Origin of the sequence: Paenibacillus sp. MB22_1, assembly GCF_047200555.1 — a bacterium.
GTDB classification, from domain to species: Bacteria; Bacillota; Bacilli; order Paenibacillales; family Paenibacillaceae; genus Fontibacillus; species Fontibacillus phoenicis.
The window spans coordinates 1,716,449-1,737,822 of sequence record NZ_JBLADV010000002.1; the positions used below are offsets into that span (position 1 = coordinate 1,716,449).

Consider the following 21,374-nt stretch of genomic DNA (forward strand, 5'->3'; position numbering starts at 1 on the left):
TGGGAACACAGATTATAGATCTTTTACGTTGCACGGTACATATTGCGGTATTCCCCCGGTGGAATGTCCTGAAATTTCTTGAATGCGCGGTAGAAGGAATTCACGTTCTGATAACCGCTGTTGATCGCCACCGACTGGATCGAATCCTCCGTTTCCAGCAGGAGTTGCTTGGCTTGCTGCATCCGAACCTTCAAGACATAATCCACAAATTTCTCCCCAATTTCCTCTTTGAAAATAACGCTTAGCGCACTGGGCTGAAGGTTCAAATAATCGCTGACCTGAACCAGGGAGAGACCCGGATCGGTGAAATGCGCATCGATGTAATGTTTGGCCTGCATCGCCAAGCTATGATGCCTGCGGGCTTGCCGGTCTTCCTCCACGCAGGCTTCGAACTGATTCATGAGGCTCATGAACTGTTCTTGAAATTCTGCCAGCGTCTCCGCCGTTTCGGTCAGGCTGGCGAACCGGTCTTGATAATCGCTTTTCCAGCGCGTTTGAATAGGGGAGGACATGGCCAATACAGCCTGTTCCATCCGTTTAAGGAACGCCTGTGCAAACTCCGCCATATCCCGCTTGCGAAACCGCATTTTACTCAGTTCACCAAAGACTTGGGTTAGTTTCTCCCGCCATTCGCTTTCATTCATGCGGAAGGACTGGGCGGCATAATCCAAAGCTTGCAGGTATGCATATCGGTCCAGATTCATAATGCCGGCGCTTTTCCGATTATCGATGATGGAATGGATGCCGAGTACCGTCTTCAGCTCCACATTCTCCACCGCGTTCCGATAGGAATCTGCGAGGGTATCAATCGAAGTCGAATCGGCCCCGATGCCGATCGTTAGCGTCAGCTCCAGATGCTGATGAATCCATTTTTTAAATTCCTCTGCATAAGTGGTGGTCGCCTGGGTATTGTGCGGATCGGCGGTGTGATGCACGACAAAGGCGATGCGATGCGGCTCCATCCAGGCATGCCAGACAAAGGCATGATGGCTTTGTCCCAGATCGCGGAAGGCGCTTTCAATAATAAACTTCAGCAAATGCTGGTCTTTGACCTTATATTTATCCGTAAACTCGGCGTATCGGTCCAGTTCGGCAACCATCACGCCTAACCGGTTATAGGGGGCGGACAGATTAAACTCGGCCAGCCGTTGCTGGAATTCTTCATCCGTAAGCACGAGATGCCCGGCTAACAGATCGTGAAACAGCCGCTGCTGCCGCAGTAAGCTGTCTTCCTTGTGCAGGTTCTCGTAGTCCAGCGACCGCTTCAAGAGATGGTCCAGCGCCATTTCGATGAAGGTGAACTCATTGTCCGCTCCTTTAATGCCCAATTCCTCGCTTTTTCGGTTCGAAAACTGGCTGACCTTTTCCATAATCGATTGAATCGGCTTGTAATGGATGTGGGTGATGATCGTAAACCCGATCAGCGCCAGCAGGATCAAGATGACCCAAATGACCATCCACGCGTTGGAGAAAAGGGCCAACCAGTTGTAGCCTTGATCATGGACCCCCTCCGAAACATAGGTCCAGCCGGTATAATCAGACTGAACTTGAATCGGGTTCATCGTCGGCGCCTTGTCCGGGGATTCCGAAGCGGTAGCGGCATCAATTAATCGAACATGGTTGTAATCGCTTTCATCAAAAGAATTAAGATATTCCATAAAAGAGCGTTGATACACGTTGACCACAAGTGCCCCGCGCATATCGTCTCCGGTATAAACAAATTTCACCAAGGAGACCACCTGCTGCGCTTCCTCTCCTTGCGGCGAATAAGCGAAAGAGCGTGGATTAAACCAGCCTGCGGATTCCTTCCTGCCGTAGTTGGCTGTCAGGAAGTCTGCATCCCCAAACGCCCGCAGCGAATAGGACCCCAAATCCGAAATGATCCGTCGTTCGGCTTCATTGTAAATGTAAATGGTGTTGGCAAAAGGCAAAGTTAAGCTTAGGTCAATCAGTTTTTTCTGCAGCAAGAAGTCACCCAATGCATCTTGTGAGGCGTTCGCGAAGTAGTCCTGAATCTCGCCGTCCATCAACACCTTGCTGACGACGTTGCGCTCGATTAGCATGAGATTCGCATCCGCGTTAAAGACGATCCGATCGAGGATCGCCTTGTTGGTTTCCAAGTATTTTCGCTCGGAAGCGTTGTTGAGGGCTAAGAAAATCACGAAGATCATGGAAGAAATGATCACGAAGAGGATCGGAGCATAGGAAAGAATCGTACGGTAATACCAGTTCATTCGCATATCCAACTCTCCTAAACCGTTTCATTTATTATAAGAGATCCCATTCATGTTGTTAATTCACAATTTATTCGAAATTCTCATTTTTTATTTGGCGCAGGTTGCACACTTCGTCGAACATTTCTGCAAACCCGCGCCGCTGCGCGGTTCTGCGAGGGACAAGCCGGGAAAATTGTACGCTCAGCTACCCAGGAGTACCTATCCAAGCGAGGCGAACCTCGATATGCTTGGATTGAAGGGGCGCTCCATGCCGCTGGACAGAATGAAATGGCTATATAGATATAATGATGAAACGAAAAAAGCGGACGGCTCGGCCGTAAATGAGAGCGCTACCAATAAAGATGGGGGGGCATCCCATGCTTCGGCATTCCCGGGTTTTCCGCAGCTTTCTGATTTCGTATGTCGCTATCCTGCTCATTCCCTGCATCGGCGGGTATATCTCGTACCGGACTTCCATCTCGGTGACGGAGTCGATCTCCATCGAGAACAGCGTCATTCAGCTGGAGAAAAGCCAAGAGCTGCTCGAGCACCGGATGGCGGAAGTAGAGGGCATGACTCGGCAGCTGGCAATCAGCCAGGAGATTAACGCCCTGATGAACGACCGAGGTACGGAGAGGGATGTGTACGGCATCTGGAAGGCGATGCGCAACGTTCTGACGTTTGGGCAAACCAACGATTTTTTGCGTAACTATTTTATATATCTGGCGAACTATAACTTAATTATCACCTCCGGATCGTCTTACCGGCCGGAGCATTATTATGAGTATTTTCATTATGATAATCTGTCGTTTGAGGAATGGGAGCAGCAGGTGTTGGGCACAACCCACCGCAGCGAAATCAAACCGCTGACTCCGTTTAGCGAACGGGACATGAAAACTTCCGTGATCACCTACATGCAATCGCTGCCTCTGGATAGTTTTAACGATACCTCACCAGCGATCGTCGTTGTATTAATAGATCAGAAGACGATTGCCGGACTGTTATCCGGTTTAACGGAACAAAGCGGCGGGTGGGTTCATATCTACGATGCGGAGGGCAATACGATCTTCCTTCAGGGGGAAACGGTACCGGATATCGCCAAGCTGCACTCTGATCCGAAGTTTGACGAGAGCAAGACGAGCCAATTTTATGGCAGCGATCTCGTGATCACGACGCGATCCGATAAGAACGGCTGGGTTTACCAAGCCGGCATCCCACGAAGCACTCTCATGGAGAAACCCAACCAGATCAAACGGATCTCCTGGATGATTACGGGCGGCGCGATGTTAATCGGATTGCTGGTGGGCTTGTTCCTGGCTTACCGGAACAGTCTCCCCATCAACCGATTAATCGGCGTGATGAAGGAGCAGTTCGGTAAGGATGACGATACGGGGCACAACGAGTTTGACTTCCTAAGCGGGAACATTGCCGGCATGATTACGAAGAACAAACTGCTGGAGGCGGAGCTTCATCGCCAGCTTCCGCTGGTGCGCGACGCTTTCCTGAAGCGGCTGATTGCCGGGGAATTTGAATCGCGGGAGGAGATCGTCTCTGCGGCGGCGCAGGCCGACATTCCGCTCCGGCAAGGCGAAGGCTATGTTGGTATTTTGCAAATCAACGGATACGCCGGCATGGATACCGTAGAGGTGCTGAATGAGCTAAACGCCGCAAGGCTGCTGATGAAGCAGGCGATCACCGAGCTTGCAGGGCCGGTGCCGATGACCGATGTGGGGTCGGACAAAATCGTACTGCTGTTCTTTTGCGAAGCGGATCAGCTGCCAGGGCCGGCGGAGGAAGAGCGGATTACCACACTGATGGAGGAGCTTGCCCAGCATGTGTTCACCGAATACAAAATCTCGATGCAAGCCGGATTTGGCGAAGCCTTTGCCAGCGTCACGGAGGTCGGCCAATCCTTCGATCAGGCGAAGCAGGCCCTGGAATATGCGGTTTACTTGAACAAGAAAGGCATCCTGTGGAGCCATGAAACGCAAAGCACAAACACGACCTACTATTACCCCCTCGATACGGAGCATCGCCTGATCAGCACGATCCGGGCCGGGGAGCTGGAAGAAGCCCAGAAGATTATCGATTCGATCATCGCGCAGAATTTGGAGCAACGCGAGCTGTCGGTGGAAATGAAAAACCAGCTCGTCGGGGAAATCAAGGGGACGTTCCTCAAGCTGCTGGATCAGAAAATCTTCCTGGAATCCCCGTTGTTCGAGAGCGTCAAGCAGCGAATCATTGACATCAGCCCTACTGTGCCGCTGGAGACGATTCAGCAGGATATCCATGGGATTATGGAAGAACTGTGCGGTTTTATCGCCAAGAAGAAGAAGGATTCACACGCCCAGCTGATCAAACAGATCTATCAGTATACAGCCGAAGCCTATGCCGATCCGGACCTGACGCTATATCGGGGACCGCCGGGGCAGAGACGAACATTTTTGTCATCGACGGTAACTTTGGCGGTACGGCGGCGATTGCGGAAATGCTGCTGCAAAGCCGGCCGGGCGGCAACATCCGCATTCTTCCGGCGCTTCCGGCGGCTTGGCCGACGGGACGGGTGACGGGACTGCGGGCGAAGGGCAACGCCGAGGTTGATCTCGCTTGGGAAGCGGGCCGGTTGAGCAGCGCAGTCGTGCGCACGTATTCCCCGGGTACGTTTACCTTAAGTCTTGGCGACCGCCGCGTAACCTTTGAGGCCAAAGCTGGCGGGGAGTATCGGTTTGATGGGGCGTTGACGCTTCAAAACGGATAGCTCTGGCTCTGCAACACAATCGGGGTCAATTCGGAAACGGAAAGCGGCTTTTCCTCCCGTGGCCTGCATGATATAGTTACACCATAAGCAAGCCTATGAGGGGGAAGGGTCGTGTACCGTAAGCTGGTAGCGTATTGTTTGTCCAAAAAAGGGGCCGTCGAGGAGTATCCTTTTGGCTCGGAGACGACGGTCATCAAGGTCGGGGGCAAAATGTTCGCCTTGCTGCCTGTCACGGCCGACGATGAGACCGCGAGCATCTCGCTAAAATGCGATCCCGTGATCGCCGCCAATCTCCGGGAGCAGCATGAATGCGTGAAGCCGGGGTATCATCTGAATAAAAAGCACTGGAATACGGTCACCGTGGACGGCAGCTTGTCGATGGACGAATTGCGGGCCATGATCAACCACTCGTACGATCTGGTGCTTGGCGGTTTGACGAAAGCCGCCCGCGAGGCGGTCCTGATGCGCATCGGCAAGTAATGTCGGCGCAGGAAGGCTTCGGCCGCTCCGGGGCTTATCCCTTCGGAATACGGCGGTATTCGGTTGGGGAGTACCCCATGATTTTCTTAAATAATCGCGAAAAATAATACGGGTCGGACAAGCCGACCGCACCGGCGATCTCTTTGACGCTTAAGCCGGTGAGGTCAAGGAGCTGTCCGGCCCGTTGCATTTTCAGCCGCAGAAAATATTCGATTGGCGGAAGCCCCGCCTCCCGGTTAAACAAGTAGACGAGATGCTGCTTGGACAGCCCAACCTGCTTCGCCAGTTCGGACAGCGTGAGGCTCTCTGTCAGCCGCTCGGTCATGTAGCGGACCGCTTCATCGAAATAGCGTTCGCGTTTGCGGTCCTGCGCCGACCGTTCGGCGCTGAGCCCGATGCTGCTTAGCAAGTGGCGCATGGTCTGGGCGACATGGATCTGCACGGGCAGAGAGTAGTGCTTGTCATGAAGCAGGCGGTAACACTGCTCAAAATGCTCCAACAGCTGGGCATGTACGCTCAGCGGCAGCCGGACAGGGCCGCCCTGGTCCAGGCCGTAGGTGTGAATCAACGCGTTGGTATCCTCGCCCTGCAGGTGAAACCAGTAGATACTCCAGGGTTTATCGGTCGAAGCCCCATATCGGTGCGGCTTATGCGCCGGGATCACTGCCAGCTGGCGCTCGGTCAGCGGGTAGCTTTGTTGCATTTTGCTCGTCGTCGTTCCTGAGCGGTCTGGTCTGCCGTCCGTGGGTTCCTCGCTCCATTCCACCCATCCTTCGCCTTCCACACAATAGATGAAGATATGAGCGTCCGCCCCTTCCGGGCGCTCCCGATAGTGATGCCGGGCATTCGGGAAAAAACCGATGTCGCTGACGAACAGCGGCCGAGTCAACGTGGAGCTGTTCAGTTCTTTCAGCATATAGTCCGGTTGAACGAACAGCTTTTGCGCCTCAAAACCGTCCGGCTTGCGAATTTGATGATCCACAGAAACGCCTCCTCATAAGAATATAGTCCATCATTCCCCGTATTTCGTCAATTGGAATTCCTTCAGCTCCGGGGTACATTGGGGTTACAACCGATTCAACCAATGAAGGGGAGGATTTGAGATGAACGTTCAACAGCGGGAGGCGTCTCCAAAGGCTGCGGTTCGAGTCTGGGAAGAAAATAAGCTGATCCCGACGTATGGGGTTGGAGAGCCGGACAAGAACCCGATGTTTTTGGAAAAACGCGTATATCAAGGCAGCTCCGGACGGGTATATCCCTATCCGGTCATCGATAAGATTTATGATGAGAAGCGGGAGGTCAGCTATCGGCTGGCGATTTTGGAAAATGAGTACGTGCGGATCGAAATCATGCCGGAACTCGGCGGACGGATCTACCGTGCGCTCGACAAGACGAACAACTACGATTTCGTTTATTGCAACCGCGTGATCAAACCAGCGCTAGTTGGCCTGGCCGGGCCGTGGATTTCCGGCGGCATCGAGTTCAACTGGCCGCAGCATCACCGGCCGAACACTTTTGGCCCGGTTGAGTACCGGCTGGAGCAGGGAGAGGACGGCAGCGCCACCGTTTGGGTCAGCGAAATTGACCGTATGTATGGCACGAAGATGACCGCCGGGTTTACACTGTACCCAGGCAAGGCGTATCTGGAGATATCCGCGCAGCTGTACAACCGGACGCCGGAGCCGCAAACGTTCCTGTGGTGGGCTAACCCGGCCGTGGCGGTAAATGATCATACGCAGTCCGTGTTTCCGCCGGACGTTACCGCCGTATTCGATCATGGCAAGCGCGACGTCTCACGGTTTCCGATTGCCACCGGCACGTACTATAAGATGGATTATTCGGAGGGCGTAGATATTTCTCGTTACAAAAACATCCCGGTCCCCACGTCCTACATGGCTTACAAATCCGACTTCAACTTCGTCGGCGGGTACGATCACGGCGTGCAAGCCGGCCTGCTGCATGTCGCCAATCACCACATTTCCCCGGGGAAGAAGCAATGGACTTGGGGGAACGGCGAATTTGGTCAGGCTTGGGACCGCAACCTGACGGACGAGGATGGCCCGTACATCGAGCTGATGACCGGGGTGTATACCGACAACCAGCCGGACTTCACCTGGCTCCAGCCGTATGAGGAGAAGTCGTTTAAGCAGTATTTTATGCCTTACAAGGACATCGGTGTTGTAAAAAATGCTTCCATCGAAGCGGCCGTTAACCTCGAAGTCGACGAGACGGCGCGGACGGCAACGGTGCTGGCGTATGCGACCTCCGATTATGCAGGGGCGGTTGTGGAGCTCAAAGGCGCACGCCGGACCTACGTATCCGACACCGTGCGGCTGTCGCCGGTTTCGACCTACAAAACCGTTGTCCCGTTGGATGAAGGCGACCAGCCTCATGACTTGCTTGTGACGGTGCGCGACAGTGAAGGGCGGCTGCTGATTTCGTATCGCCCGGCCAAGCCGTCGATTGAACAGGTGCCGGAAGCCGCCAAGCCGCTGCCGAAGCCGCAGGAGCTGAAGACAAACGAGCAGCTGTATCTGGCCGGTCTGCATCTGGAGCAGTATCGCCATGCTACGTTTGAGCCAGAGGCGTATTATTTGGAAGGCCTGAAGCGGGACGCCAGCGATATCCGCATCAACGTCGCTTATGGCACGTTGCTGCTGCGACGGGGCCGGTTTGCCGAGGCGGAGGCGCATTTCCGCACAGCGGTGAAGTCGCTGACCTGGCGCAACCCGAACCCGTACGACAGCGAAGCGCTGTACCAGCTTGGGTTGGCGCTGCAGCTGCAAGGGCGGGACGAAGAGGCGTTCGCCGCCTTCTACAAAGCCGTCTGGTCCGCCGCCTGGCAGGACAGCGGCTACTATTCACTGGCCGCGATTGCCTGCGGCCGCGGCGAATATGCGGAAGCGCTCGAGCTGGCCACGCGCTCGCTGATCCGAAACAGCCGCAACTATAAGGCGCGGCATTTGAAGGCGGCGCTGCTGCGGAAGCTCGGTCGGCCGGCGGAAGCGCTCGCCTACACGGGCGAGACGCTGGCGCTTGACCCGGCCGACTTCGGCGCCGCCAACGAGCGCTGGGCCGCGCTGCGCGCCTTGGGCGATGCGGCTGAGGCGGACGCGGTCTTGGCCGAGCTCCAGCGGTTGATGCGCGGTGACGCGCACAACGCCCTGCAGCTGGCCGCGGATTACCTCGGCTTTGGCCTGTATGACGAAGCCGTGCAGGTGCTGCAGCGGATTGTGCCGGACGCAGACACGCCGGCTTACCCGATGCTGCACTACACCTTGGCCTATGCGCATGAGCGGGCCGGCCACAGCGAACTGGCCGCGCGTCATCGGCAGGCAGGCGCCGCCGCGCCGGCGGACTACTGCTTCCCGAACAGCCTGACGGATCTGCTCGTGCTGCAAAGCGCGATCGAGGCGAACCCGGGCGATGCGAAGGCGCATTATTACCTCGGCAACTGGATGTATGACAAAAAACGCCCGGACGAAGCGATCGCTCACTGGGAGGCGTCCCGGAAGGTGGACCCCGGGTTCCCGACCGTGCACCGCAATTTGGCGCTGGCTTATTACAATAAGCGCCAGGATGTCAATGCGGCGCGGGAAGCGCTGGAGACGGCGTTTGCGCTGAACTCGGAGGACGCCCGCGTGTTTTACGAGCTGGATCAGCTCTATAAGAAGCTGGGCCGTCCGGCGGCGGAGCGGTTTGCGGCGCTGGAACGCCATCTTGCGCTCGTGGAGAAGCGCGACGATTTGTATTTAGAGTACGTCACGCTGCTAAATACGCTGAACCGCCACGACGAAGCTTTGCGGGCGCTGGAGGCCCGGAAGTTCCACCCTTGGGAAGGCGGCGAAGGCAAAGTGACCGGGCAGTACCGGTTCGCCCTCGTCGAGCTTGGGAAGCAAGCGCTGGCGGCCGGGAACGCCGAGCAGGCGATCGAGCTGCTGGAGCGTGCGCTCGTTTACCCGGAGAATCTCGGGGAAGGCAAGCTCACCGGAGCGCAGGAGAACGACATCCTGTATTACCTGGGCTGCGCGTACGAGGGGCTGGGCCGGCTTGAGGAAGCAACACCGTATTGGCAGGCCGCCTCGCAAGGGCTGGAGGAGCCGGCCGGCGCGATGTACTATAATGATCAGCCGCCGGAGATGATTTTTTATCAAGGGCTGGCTTGGCGGAAGTTAGGCGTGGAGAAGGAAGCGAAACGCCGGTTCAATAAGCTGGTGGACTATGCCGAGAAGCATTTGTTTGATGAGGTGGAATTCGACTATTTTGCCGTATCCCTCCCGGACTTTCTCGTGTTCGAGGACGACTTGAACCGGCGCAACGTCATCCACTGCCGCTTCATGCGGGGACTGGGGAAACTGGGCCTTGGCCGGCCGGAAGAAGCCGCCGAGCAGTTCGATGAGGTGCTGGCCCTAGAGCCAAGCCATCAGGGGGCGATGATCCATCGGCGGATGTGCCGAGGTAAGCAGACGTAGAAGTAGTAGATGTAGTAGATATAGAAGTAGTAGATATAGAAGTAGTAGATATAGAAGTAGTAGATATAGAAGTAGTAGATGTTGCAGTAAACGTAGGAGTAGAAGTAAAAGTAAATGTAAATGTAAATGTGATGTAGAAGGAGATATTGAAGTGGACGTAGAGGTAGACGTTGATGTGGGCATTAAGTAGGATTTGCAGAGGGACTGTAAAATATTTTGTGTAAACTCTCAAACCTAAATCTATTACAATCGAGAGAGAACGAAAGGTTGAGGGAGAACACATCATGAAACTACTACCAAAAGATCAACTTCGTCAGTTCATCAAAGAGAACAACTTGAAGACCGTCGAAGATGTTCAGAAAACGCTAAAAGAACTGTTTGCTGAGACTCTTCAAGAAATGCTGGAAGCCGAACTGGAAACGGAACTCGGCTACGCCAAGCATGATGTAAAGAATAAGAAGACGAGTAACAGCCGTAACGGGCATAGTTCTAAAACCGTAACATCGGAATACGGCGAAATCGAAATCGAGGTCCCGCGGGATCGGCTTGGCGAGTTTGAACCGATGATCGTCAAGAAGCACCAGACGCAGGTCACCGGCATCGAGGATCAGATCATATCGATGTATGCCAAAGGCATGAGCACGCGAGACATTCAGGATCATTTGAATCAGTTGTACGGCATTGACGTATCGCCGACCCTCATTTCGAACGTAACGGCGAAAATCATGCCACTGATCAAGGAATGGCAGCATCGCCCTCTGCAGCCGGTCTACTCTGTCATTTTCATGGACGCGATTCATTTCAAAGTCAAGCAGGACGGGCAAATTATCAATAAAGCCGCTTACATGGTCATCGGGATTGACCTGGAAGGCTATAAAGATGTACTCGGCATTTGGATTGGCGAGAATGAATCTGCAAAGTTCTGGTTGGGTGTTTTGACCGATTTGAGAAACCGCGGCGTCCAGGATATTCTGATCATCTGCGTGGATAATCTGAAAGGATTTAGCGATGCCATTGCGGCATGCTACCCGAAGACGGAGATTCAAAAGTGCATTATTCATCAAATACGCAATTCGATCAAATACGTATCCTACAAGGACCTAAAGAAGGTTACCGCCGCATTACGCCCGATTTACACCGCTCCAACGGAGGAAGCCGCTCTGCAGGAGCTGGATCAATTCGAGGCCGTATGGGGCAAGCAGTATCCGCTGATCGTACGTTCATGGCGGAACAATTGGGAAGAGCTCGCCACGTTTTTCAAATACTCGCCAGAACTACGCAAACTGATTTACACGACGAATATGATTGAAAGCTACCATCGCCAGCTCCGCAAAGTCACGAAGGGAAAAAGCATCTTCCCGAATGACGAAGCGTTGCTCAAAATGCTGTATCTTGCGACAATGGATGTGCTTCGAAAGTGGACAGGACGCGTTCAAAACTGGGGACAAATCCTGCTGCAACTCACGGTGCACTTCCCAGATCGTATACAAGTTCTCTAAAGGACTTGACATGGAGGGGGCGGGCATGATAGGCTGGCTAGCCTCGCGATGCCTTCTTTCCAGCATCGCCCAATCGCGAGAAGTCATGCCCGCCAGAGGCTCCATGTCAAGTCCAGCACCAAACTTTGTATAACCGAGTTTACACAAAATTCTTGACAGACTCTTTGCAGAGGCACTTCAGTCGCTCTTCAGTGGCTCTGCGCTAACGCTTGCCACAACGCTTATTTGACTTAAAATGGCGGTTTTTATTTTCTAACGCTGATCAGCGTGCTTATGGGGGCGATTGAGCCCCCTTTTTACTCTAAAATGAGCAAATAAGGTGTCTGGTAAGCGTTAGATCCAAAACCCCCTTTTTTTTGCGCGAATAGTGTCGGTCACAAGCGTTAGACGATCCTGCCCCCGCGTGGTAAGAGAACAACCAGTTGCAAGAGGGCAAACTAGCTGTGGAAAGTGGACGCGAATTACGAATCACGAATAACAAATCACGCAACGCACATCGCAAGTAACAAATAACAAGCCACAAGCCCCAAGTAACAAATCACAACTAACAAGTAACAAATCACAAGTAACAAATCACAAGTAACAAGTAACCAATTACCAGTCAGCAGTCAAACTAATCGCAAGTAACAAATCCCGAATCACAATTCTCAAGCGAAGCAAGTCACCAGTAACAAATCAACGTTTTTACCTTGCAGCGATCCGGTTGGAGGAGGAGTAGGCGAATGAACCAATGGCGAAAGACGGCGGTGGAAGGCTGGGAAGCTTGGATAGGGGAGACCGACAGGATAGCGGTGACCGTTGTTCCGGAGCTGGGCAGCAAGGCTGTTTCGCTGCAGAATCGCAAGACGGGGCGAGAATGGCTGTGGCGGAGCGCTAAACCATTGGGGAACGAAGGCTATGGCACGTTCTTTGCCTCCGGCGACGAGAGCGGCTGGGACGAAATGTTCCCGGCCATCAACGCCGGTGCTTATCCGCAGGCGCCTTGGCAAGGCCGGGCGATCCCCGATCACGGAGAGGTGTGGTCCCGGGCTTGGGAGCATCAGGCCACAAGCTCGGCCCTGACCTGTCGCATCGGCGGCGTGCAATTTCCCTATGTCCTGGAGAAAACGTATACGTTCCCGGCCGTAGACACACTTCGTATCGATTACGCCGTGACGAACCTGTCGGGTGCCCCGTTTTCCTTTCTGTGGGCGGCCCATCCCTTGCTGCAGGTACGGGAAGGCATGAAGCTGCATGTTCCGGCCGATTTAACGAACATCGAGGTCTCCTATTCCGTGGAAGGAAGGCTAGGTGCATTTGGCGACAAGCAGTCTTGGCCGCTGGCGCGCAGCGCAGCCGGAGGGCCGGTTGACCTGAGCACCGTGGAACCCAACGCTGGCCGATTCGCGGAGAAATATTATTTCTCCGGCCGGCTCAGCACCGGGTACGCCGGCATCAGCGACCCGGCGACCGGCGAGGCGCTGATGTTCCACTTCCCAGCCGACCGAGTGCCGTATTTGGCCGTTTGGGCCAACTACGGCGGCTTCGGCGGCAACTATCACGTTGCCCTGGAACCGGCCACAGGCCGCATGGACGAACTCGCCCATGCTGTCCGCGAAGGGGAAGCCGCCGTTGTTCCGGCTCGCGGCGTGTATCGTTGGCATTTGGACATTAGCATGAAGTAATTAAGAAATTTTTTAGACTATATTCAGGACCGCAGGGGGAGCCTATATGATCAAACGTCTGTTCATGAACCAAAGTATCCGCGCCAAAATCGTCTGGAGCACCGTGTTGATATCACTTGTCCCCTTGCTGGTCCTGTCCTATCTCTTTTACCAGAACAGCACACGCTCCTTGGAGCAAGCGATGGTGCGCAGCTCAGACCAGAATGCGGAGTACTTATCCGATTACCTGAACGAGTATTTTCGCAGCTTCTCTACATCCGCCCTTCAGGTCTACGGTTTTAAGCGGGTCATCGACCTCATGGAATACGGCACCAATTACAACGTCGCCGACATCATCGACGTCCGGGAATCGCTGGCCAGCTATTACCGGCTGGCGGTGAGCAACAATGCGGACATCATCAAAATCATGGTGTACGGCAGCGATAATACGCTGCGGGACAGCTGGTCCCGTGCCGACAGTTACAACGCGATCGCCCTGAACCAGACTACGCCCCATTATGGTGACATTGTAAAGCTGCCGTTTCAACATTCCCTCATGTTTACGTATCAGGATCCCGCGATCAAGCAGGATCTTTTTGTCTATGCGTTGCCAATTTATGACCCGTTTTATCGCGAGAAATTCGGGACGTTGTTGTTCTATGTGCTGGGCAAAGACCTGGCCAAGAAAGTCGAAACCTACAACCGGGCCCCGAACGTGATCGTGCTGCAAAACGGCAAGGGAGAAGCCTTCTATCGAACGAACCCGAATTACGACGCCGAGATCCAGCCGTATCGGCTTCCTGACGAGCTCAGCGACAGCAACGAACAGGTACTCCAGTTCACGGAAGGCCGGGAACTATTAATCAGTACATCCCCCTTGGACCATGGGAACATTGGGCTGAGTATCGTATATCCCAGCACCGAACTTGCCCATAACCGGAAAACCACGCTGAGCATTACAATCGCCGCACTTGCCCTGGTAATGCTGGTGATTGCGGCATTTTCCCTGTTGGCTCAGCAGTTCATCACAAGGCCGATTCAATATCTCGGAAAGGCGATGAAGGCCGTACGCAAGGGGAATTTCGACGTTGTCCTGCCTACGAATCGCTGGCATGATGACCTGTCCGAGCTTACCGCAAGCTTTAACTTCATGACCCGGACGATTCAGGAATTGATCGAGAAGGAGTACAAGCTGCAGCTGCGCAACAAGGAAGCGCAGTTCTTGGCCTTGCAGATGCAAATCAACCCGCATTTTCTCTACAACACGCTGCAGACGATCGGCGGCAAGGCGGTGCTGGCCGGGGATTATGAAATCCATGAGATGTGCCGGGCCTTGGGGGATATCTTCCGCTACAGCTTTTATGAGGGGAACATGGAATCGACGATTGGGGCCGAGCTGGCCCATCTAAACAATTACTTGTACATTCAGCAGTTCCGGTTCGAGGAATCCCTAAAAACCCGATTTGACGTGCAATCCGAGTTGATGGACGCCCCCATCATCCGTTTCGTGCTGCAGCCGATTCTCGAAAATATCATGGTGCATGCTTTGGGCAAAGATAGACGGAGTACGGTTCAGATCGAGGTATCCGCGCAACGGGAAGACGGCCATATCCGGATTTCCATTTCCGACGACGGTCCCGGCATGGAACCGGACAAGCTGAAGGCCCTACGGGCAGTCTTAGCTCGCCCCGCTTCCAAGGTGTTCTCAGGGGTATCCATCGGTCTTCGGAATGTCCATGAGCGGATCCGCCTCTTTTACGGACCCCCTTACGGTCTTGAAATTGACACTTGGCCGCTGCCGGACATCGAGAAGAAGAATCCGGAGCTGTACAACAATGACCTCGGCTACTTCCCGTACCCGTTCAGCAATGATGAGAATGCCAACAAGCTGGATTTCAACGCGGATGCTTCGCTGGCGATCGGCAGTAAGACGAAACATAAGGAAGCCGCTTTAAAATTCCTGGAGTTCATGAGCAGCAAGGAAGGCGGGGACGCCTGGGTGGAGAACATCAAATCGCTTAGCTACGTGAAGGGTACGTCGACGGATATCGCGCCGGCATTAAAAGACCTGCAACCGTACTTCGATAACGGTCAAACCTACGACTCCCAGCTCTATTTGGCAAAAACGACGATCGACTGGCGCTCCCAGTTCGACCAAAATCTGCAGAAATTGTTCTTTAACAAAACGACGATGGATCAAATCTTAGCCGATATGGACGATTGGGTTAGCAAAAACCACAAATAGAGCGAACTTCACGGAAGGCATGGGCGGGGGCCTGTGCCTTTCGTTGGTTTAGGAGAGGGTGAACCGATGGGAACTTTAAAACGCATGGCAAAAAATGAAATGTGGTACGTCTTGTTTATGCTGCCGGGGATCGCGCTGTTCGTGCTGGCGGTCGTGATTCCGCTGGTGATGGGTGCCCGGTATTCGTTCACGAATTGGGACGGGGTATCCGATTCCTTTGCTTCCGTAGGCTTTGAGAATTACGTGCAAGCGTTTGGCGATCCAAGCTTTTGGGATGCGCTGTGGAACACGTTTAAATATGCGATCATCCTAACGATTCTAGTAAACATCCTATCCCTGCTGTTAGCGTTGGTGCTGGATACCTTCCTGCCTTTGCGCAACCTGTTTCGGACGGTCTTTTTCCTGCCAAGCGTCATCTCGATCGTGCTGGCGGGCTTCGTTTGGAGCTATAACTACAGCACGGGAATTCCGAACCTGCTCAGTCATCTGGGTCTGGAGGTGTCCAGTCCGCTGGGCAATCCGGATTACGCCCTGTTTGGCTTGATCCTGATCGCTTTGTGGCAGGGCGTCGGCTCTCCCATGATTATTTACATCGCCGGCCTGCAGGGCATACCGGGGGAACTGTTCGAAAGCGCCCGCATCGATGGAGCGGGAACCTGGAAAACGTTCCGGCATATCACACTGCCCTTGCTGGCGCCTTCCGTGACGATCAACCTGCTGCTGGTGCTCACCGGCTCGCTGAAAGTGTTTGACCTCGTTTACGTCACGACAAACGGAGGTCCCGGTTTTGCGACGGAAGTGATGTCCACTTACATCTACCGGACGTCGTTCGCCTCATTTAAGGGGGGATATGGAATGGCGCTGTCGATGATGTTTTTCCTGATACTCGTCCTCGTGACGGTCGTGCAGATGTCCATTTCCAGAAGACGGGAGGTCGAGCTGTAATGAAAGCGAACAAAGTTATCACATTCCTCCTGTTTTTGGTGCTGGCGCTCGTCTTTCTTTTCCCTCTGTATGTGGCTATGTTGATGTCGTTTAAAACGGCGAAGCAAACGTTCGATAACTTCTACGCCTTGCCTTCCAGTCTCGATTTCGCCAATTACGTCCATGCCTGGGAGACATCGAAATTTCCTTTAGCGATTATGAACAGCCTGATCGTCACGGGGGTTTCCGTCGTACTGATCGTGCTGGTATCTGCGTTAGCCGGCTATTCCATTGCGAGAAGGAATAAGCCGTTTTACAACATCATGTTCATGGTGTTTCTGTCCGGCATGATGATTCCGTTCCAGGTCACCATGCTGCCGTTGTACAAACTCGGCAAAACCCTTGAGATGCTGAACACGCATTGGGGGATCATTCTCATCTACGGCGGGTTCGGAATTCAGACGGGCGTGCTGTTCTACGCTGCGTTCATCCGCCAAATTTCCCGCGAGATCGAGGAGGCGGCCAAAATCGACGGCTGCAGTACGCCGGGCATTTTTGCCCGAATTATTATCCCGTTGCTCAAACCGGTGACGGCGACGGTTGTCGTCTTAAACGCCTTGTACATCTGGAACGACTTCCTGCTGCCGCTATTGTATTTGCAGGATAACCAGTACCGTACGATCCCGTTGCAGCAGTATTTCTTCTTCGGACAATACAGCAGTGATTTGAACCTGGCGTTTGCTTATGCCGTCATGGGCATGATTCCGGTCATCGCGTTCTTCCTGCTGATGCAGAAGTTTATCATTAAAGGGATCGCGGCTGGCGCGGTCAAAGGCTGAGGTTACGGGACAAAGCGGGAAGAGGAGGTTATTCATTTGGCGATTCAGGTTTTGGAAGCAGGGAAAATATTTGATATCCGCATGAAAAGCTCGTCTTATGTATTTGGCATTAACGAAAACGGGACGGTGCAGCACCTTTATTGGGGGGAGCCCGTGGAGGCTGCGGAATGCGCCGATTTGCTTCACCTCCGTCACCACAGTTCCTTCGATGCCGAGGTGAATCGGGAACGAGAGGAGTATGGAGGTTGGGGCGGTACTTTATATGCAGAGCCCTGCCTGAAGGTGAGGTTCCAAAACGGCGTCCGCGATTTGCGGCTGCGTTATGAAGGATACGAGATGGGAAGTAGCGAGCGGGGCGGCCAATTGATGGTCCGCCTGAGCGACGAGTATTATCGCTTGCGGGTGGAGCTGCATTACCGGGTCATTGAGGAATATGATTTAATTGAACGCTCGGTCAAGGTAGTGAACGAGGAGGGGACGCCGATTCGCATCGATCAAGTCATGGCGGCGGCCTGGTCTGCCCCAGCCGAGCCGTCCGTCCGGCTGACGCATGTGACCGGCCGCTGGGCCGGTGAATACCAACTCCGGCGGGCCCCGCTCACCGAAGGCAAAAAGGTGCTGGAATCGCGGCAGGGCTTCACCGGTGCGCATGCCAATCCTTGGTTTGCGCTGGATGGCGGCAAGGCGGACGAGATATCCAGGAACGTTTGGTTCGGCGCGTTAAGTTGGAGCGGCAACTGGAAAATCGTCCTGGAATCCACCACCTTTGGCCATGTCCGCGTTGTCGGCGGGGTCAATGACTTCGATGGGGCGTTTACCTTGGGCCCCGGGGAGAGCTACACCTCCCCCGTGTTTACGGGGGGCTTTGTCTCCGGCGGCTTCGGAGAGATGAGCCGGAATTTGCACAACTATCAACGGGACTACGTGCTGCCCGGATCACGGGAACGAAAAGTGTTGTACAACTCCTGGGAAGCGACGGAATTCGCGGTGAACGTCCGGGAGCAAATCGAGTTGGCTAAACAGGCGGCCCGGATCGGCGCGGAGCGGTTTGTCGTCGACGATGGTTGGTTTGGCGCGCGCCACAGCGACCGGGCCGGTCTCGGCGACTGGCAGGTGAACCCTCAGAAATTCCCGAACGGACTGCAGGAGTTGATCGACGAGGTGAAACGGCTTGGCATGGATTTCGGACTGTGGGTTGAACCCGAATCGGTCAATCCGGACAGCGAGTTGTACCGGAACCATCCCGATTGGGTCTATCAATTCCCAACGCGTGAAGGAACGTTGCTGCGCAATCAATTGATGCTGAACTTGGGCAAGCCGGAGGTCAAGGCGTTTGTGCTTGAGTTTATGACGGATCTGCTCAGTACCTACGACATCGCCTTCGTCAAATGGGATATGAACCGCACGATCACGGAGCCGGGCGCAATCCCGCTGCACGAGCACGCCGAGGAGTCGGTATGGATCAAGCACGTCAACCACTTGTACGAGATTTGGGCCGAGCTCCTGCGCCGTTTCCCGCGGGTGGAGTTCGAGACCTGCGCCGGAGGCGGTTCGCGGATCGATCTCGGCATGCTGCGGTTTGCGGACCAGGCTTGGATCAGCGACAATACGGATGCCCGGGACCGGCTGACGATCCAGGAGGGCTTCTCCTACGCCTACAGCCCCTCCGTCATGATGTGCTGGGTCACGGAGTCCCCGCACGGTATGAACGGCCGGCGGCTGCCGCTGTCGTTCCGCTTCCACAGCGCCATGCTGGGCGGGCTGGGCATCGGCGCGAACATCGCCCGCTGGTCCGAGGCGGAAATAGCCGAAGCCAGCCGTTATGTGGCGCTGTATAAAAAGGTGCGTCATCTGGTGGCTGAGGGCGATTTGTATCGGCTGGCCTCTTTTGCGGAAGGTGATGTCGCCGCATGGCAGTATGTGGCCCGAGACCGGGATGAAATCGCCGTGTTTGCCTTTCGGCAGGCACAATATTTCGGCGACGCGGAGCTGCGGCTGCGCCTGCGGGGGTTAGAGCCGGATGCACGGTATCGGGTTGCAGTGCCGGGGGAGGCACTACCCGCGGAGGCGGACAACACCGCCGATCAACGCGCGGCCCAACCCGTCGGCTCCGCCTCCGACTTGGCCGAAGACAACGTCTGGCACGGCTCCACCTTGATGCGCCTCGGCCTGCCGCTGACCTTGGCCGGCGATTACGCCAGCCGGTTTGTATACTTGCGGCGGTTATAACAGAATGATAACCGTATTTCTATAGAGTGCATAAACGCCTCCAAAGACTCGAACAACAAATCGAGGAGTTGAAGAAGCAGCACTCTGTGACCTAAATTACGTCCCTTGCCGTGGGCCATACGCTAGAATGGGGACGAAACGAATCCATATGGAGGTAGGATAGCGGATGGCCCATAACAAGGGAAGCAATCGGAGCGGCGGCGGGAAACCAGCCTCAACCCACAAGACGGTATCCAACCGGACAACCCCTGACAACAAGAACATAGGCAAGGGGAAGGCAGGTAAAGCTGCCAGCAGATCAGAAAACGGTCGGGGGAGTACGAAATCCGGTTTGATTTTCGTTAGTTCTCTCATTTTAATCGGAGTCTTGGTCATCACCCTGGCTGTTGTGTTCCTGAAAGATTCGGATACTTCTGAATTAAAGGATCTCCCGAACTACACGGAAATCAAAGGCGACTACACGGCCGAGGGCTTGAAGTATGAGAAACAGCCGCATTTGGGCGATCCGAACGCCAAGGTCAAAGTCATCGAGTTCGCTGATTTCAAATGCCCGGCCTGCAAGAAGTGGGAAGAAACTTATATGGACCAGCTGCAGCAGGACTTCATCGATACCGGTAAAATCGAGTTATTTTTCATTAATTATGCGTTTATTGACCGGGATTCGATCATGGCGGCCAGCGCGGGCGAAGCGATCGCGGCGCAGAGTAATGAGAAGTTCTGGGAGTTCAAGCGTAAGCTGTATGAACACCAAGGCGATGAGACGAAAATTTGGGCGACACCTGACTTTTTGCTGGACTTCGTGAAGAAGAATATCGAGGGGATCGACTATGATCGGTTCGCGAAGGATTTAAAAGAATATACCTACATGCTGCCGGTCAAAGAAGATTTCAAAACAGGTGGTTACTACGGGGTCAACGGAACCCCTCAATTCATGGTGAACGGGGAGCTGCTGCCAAGCGCTTCCTACGAGGAGTTGGCGGCGGCGATTGAGGCGGAGCTGGCGGAAACCGACTAATTCACGGACATAATAGGATATTCATATTAAGTCTTATGAAAAGCGACGTTGAAGTCGCTTTTTTCGTAGCCTTCGAGTTTTTAGATAGCCAAATCGATGGATTTCCCTTAGACCCTTCGCATTGCAAAGTATAAAAGTACCAATACCGATGAAAAAAAGATACATTAATACGTTTGGGATGATCCAGACGATGCGAAGTTTGATGGTTTTGTTCAAGAACTCCACCTCCATGTAAAAACCATTAGTCCGGGCATGTAAACAGTAAGGATATAAATTCGTTATCTTACTTTTACCATGAATAGGTTGCGATATCTCGAGGTATCTTAACGATAGCGTTACTTCCATATCCAAAGGGCAGCAGGACAGAAAATCTTTATGAGGAAATTTGGTGAAGATCAAAGGTCAAAGAAGGTCAAATCAAAAGTCAAGCCCTAAGCGACGAGGAAAAATTCGCGAAAATCGCCCGATACAAGGCTGTTTGGGCTAAAATCACTTTTGTCACTTTGGTCGTGGAAGCATATAATGAGGATGTAAGGTCAAATAAGGTCAAACTAAAGAAAGGGGAATGAATAATCATGTTTGATTTGATTCCTTTTGGCAGACACAGGGAAGATGCGTTTGGACAGTTGGCTAAAACGTTTAATGATGTGTTCAATGATGACTTTTTTGCACCGTTTAAAAATTCGCCGCTTTCTTTCAGAACGGACATCCGTGAAACGGATCAAGCGTATCTGGTTGAAGCGGAATTGCCTGGTTTCCGAAAAGAGGACATCGAGATCGACTATGCCGCACCTTACTTGACAATCAAAGCGGTTCGTAATGAAGACCACAACATGGAGGATACGAACCATCAAATCGTTCGGAAGGAACGCCGGCACGGCGAATACGTACGCAGATTCTACGTGCAGGACATTGCTGAAGAAGATATTCGCGCGTCCTTGAAGGATGGCGTTCTGAAGCTGGAGGTGCCGAAACGGCAACCGACCCGCTCTAAACGCATCCAAATTCAAGACGGCGATTAATATAAACAGGGGCTATCCCTCCAGCAAATTTG

The 21,374-nt window shown here is 53.8% G+C and carries 14 protein-coding genes; 12 read left to right on the plus strand and 2 right to left on the minus strand.

What is annotated here, in order from left to right; genetic code table 11:
- Positions 1-23 precede the first annotated feature (23 nt).
- Positions 24-2,240 carry a helix-turn-helix domain-containing protein gene (locus ACL02P_RS19800; RefSeq protein ID WP_412837925.1) on the minus strand — a complete coding sequence of 739 codons (2,217 nt, stop codon included), beginning with the start codon at positions 2,238-2,240 and terminating at the stop codon, positions 24-26.
- 353 nt (positions 2,241-2,593) lie between these two features.
- Between ACL02P_RS19800 and ACL02P_RS19805 the strand changes: the two genes are divergently transcribed.
- The 3 genes from ACL02P_RS19805 to ACL02P_RS19815 all read left to right on the plus strand — a co-directional run bounded on the left by ACL02P_RS19805 (position 2,594) and on the right by ACL02P_RS19815 (position 5,454).
- Entirely contained in the window at positions 2,594-4,783 is a 2,190-nt protein-coding gene (locus ACL02P_RS19805) for an AraC family transcriptional regulator (protein WP_412837926.1), read from the plus strand.
- The gene (locus tag ACL02P_RS19810) at positions 4,705-4,974 is read left to right on the plus strand and encodes a glycoside hydrolase family 95-like protein (protein ID WP_412837927.1); all 270 of its coding nucleotides are present in this window, start codon (positions 4,705-4,707) and stop codon (positions 4,972-4,974) included. The genes ACL02P_RS19805 and ACL02P_RS19810 overlap by 79 nt, the downstream gene beginning before the upstream one ends.
- A gap of 111 nt (positions 4,975-5,085) precedes the next feature.
- Positions 5,086-5,454, plus strand: a complete 369-nt coding sequence (locus tag ACL02P_RS19815) for an MmcQ/YjbR family DNA-binding protein (protein ID WP_412837928.1) — start codon at positions 5,086-5,088, stop codon at positions 5,452-5,454.
- A gap of 34 nt (positions 5,455-5,488) precedes the next feature.
- Here the strand turns inward: ACL02P_RS19815 and ACL02P_RS19820 are convergent, their stop codons facing one another.
- The gene (locus tag ACL02P_RS19820) at positions 5,489-6,436 is read right to left on the minus strand and encodes a helix-turn-helix domain-containing protein (RefSeq protein ID WP_412837929.1); all 948 of its coding nucleotides are present in this window, start codon (positions 6,434-6,436) and stop codon (positions 5,489-5,491) included.
- Positions 6,437-6,557: 121 nt separating this feature from the next.
- Here ACL02P_RS19820 and ACL02P_RS19825 point away from each other — a divergent pair, with 121 nt between their 5' ends.
- The 9 genes from ACL02P_RS19825 (at position 6,558) to ACL02P_RS19865 (ending at position 21,342) form a co-directional block, all read left to right on the plus strand.
- A complete protein-coding gene (locus ACL02P_RS19825) occupies positions 6,558-9,926 on the plus strand; it encodes a DUF5107 domain-containing protein (protein ID WP_412837930.1) in 3,369 nt (1,122 codons plus the stop codon).
- Between the two features lie 284 nt (positions 9,927-10,210).
- Positions 10,211-11,425, plus strand: coding sequence for an IS256 family transposase (locus ACL02P_RS19830; RefSeq protein ID WP_174351738.1), 1,215 nt, complete (start codon positions 10,211-10,213; stop codon positions 11,423-11,425).
- Positions 11,426-12,147: 722 nt separating this feature from the next.
- Positions 12,148-13,089, plus strand: coding sequence for a hypothetical protein (locus tag ACL02P_RS19835; protein WP_412837931.1), 942 nt, complete (start codon positions 12,148-12,150; stop codon positions 13,087-13,089).
- 46 nt (positions 13,090-13,135) lie between these two features.
- Positions 13,136-15,313 carry a histidine kinase gene (locus tag ACL02P_RS19840; RefSeq protein ID WP_412837932.1) on the plus strand — a complete coding sequence of 726 codons (2,178 nt, stop codon included), beginning with the start codon at positions 13,136-13,138 and terminating at the stop codon, positions 15,311-15,313.
- 66 nt (positions 15,314-15,379) lie between these two features.
- The gene (locus ACL02P_RS19845; RefSeq protein WP_260070076.1) at positions 15,380-16,258 is read left to right on the plus strand and encodes a carbohydrate ABC transporter permease; all 879 of its coding nucleotides are present in this window, start codon (positions 15,380-15,382) and stop codon (positions 16,256-16,258) included.
- A complete protein-coding gene (locus ACL02P_RS19850; RefSeq protein ID WP_412837933.1) occupies positions 16,258-17,076 on the plus strand; it encodes a carbohydrate ABC transporter permease in 819 nt (272 codons plus the stop codon). The genes ACL02P_RS19845 and ACL02P_RS19850 overlap by 1 nt, the downstream gene beginning before the upstream one ends.
- 36 nt (positions 17,077-17,112) lie before the next feature.
- A complete protein-coding gene (locus ACL02P_RS19855; protein ID WP_412837934.1) occupies positions 17,113-19,305 on the plus strand; it encodes an alpha-galactosidase in 2,193 nt (730 codons plus the stop codon).
- Between the two features lie 166 nt (positions 19,306-19,471).
- Positions 19,472-20,320: a DsbA family protein gene (locus ACL02P_RS19860; protein WP_009223854.1), complete on the plus strand. Its 849-nt coding sequence runs from the start codon at positions 19,472-19,474 to the stop codon at positions 20,318-20,320.
- A gap of 575 nt (positions 20,321-20,895) precedes the next feature.
- Positions 20,896-21,342, plus strand: a complete 447-nt coding sequence (locus ACL02P_RS19865; RefSeq protein WP_009223855.1) for an Hsp20/alpha crystallin family protein — start codon at positions 20,896-20,898, stop codon at positions 21,340-21,342.
- The last annotated feature ends 32 nt before the right edge of the window (positions 21,343-21,374 follow it).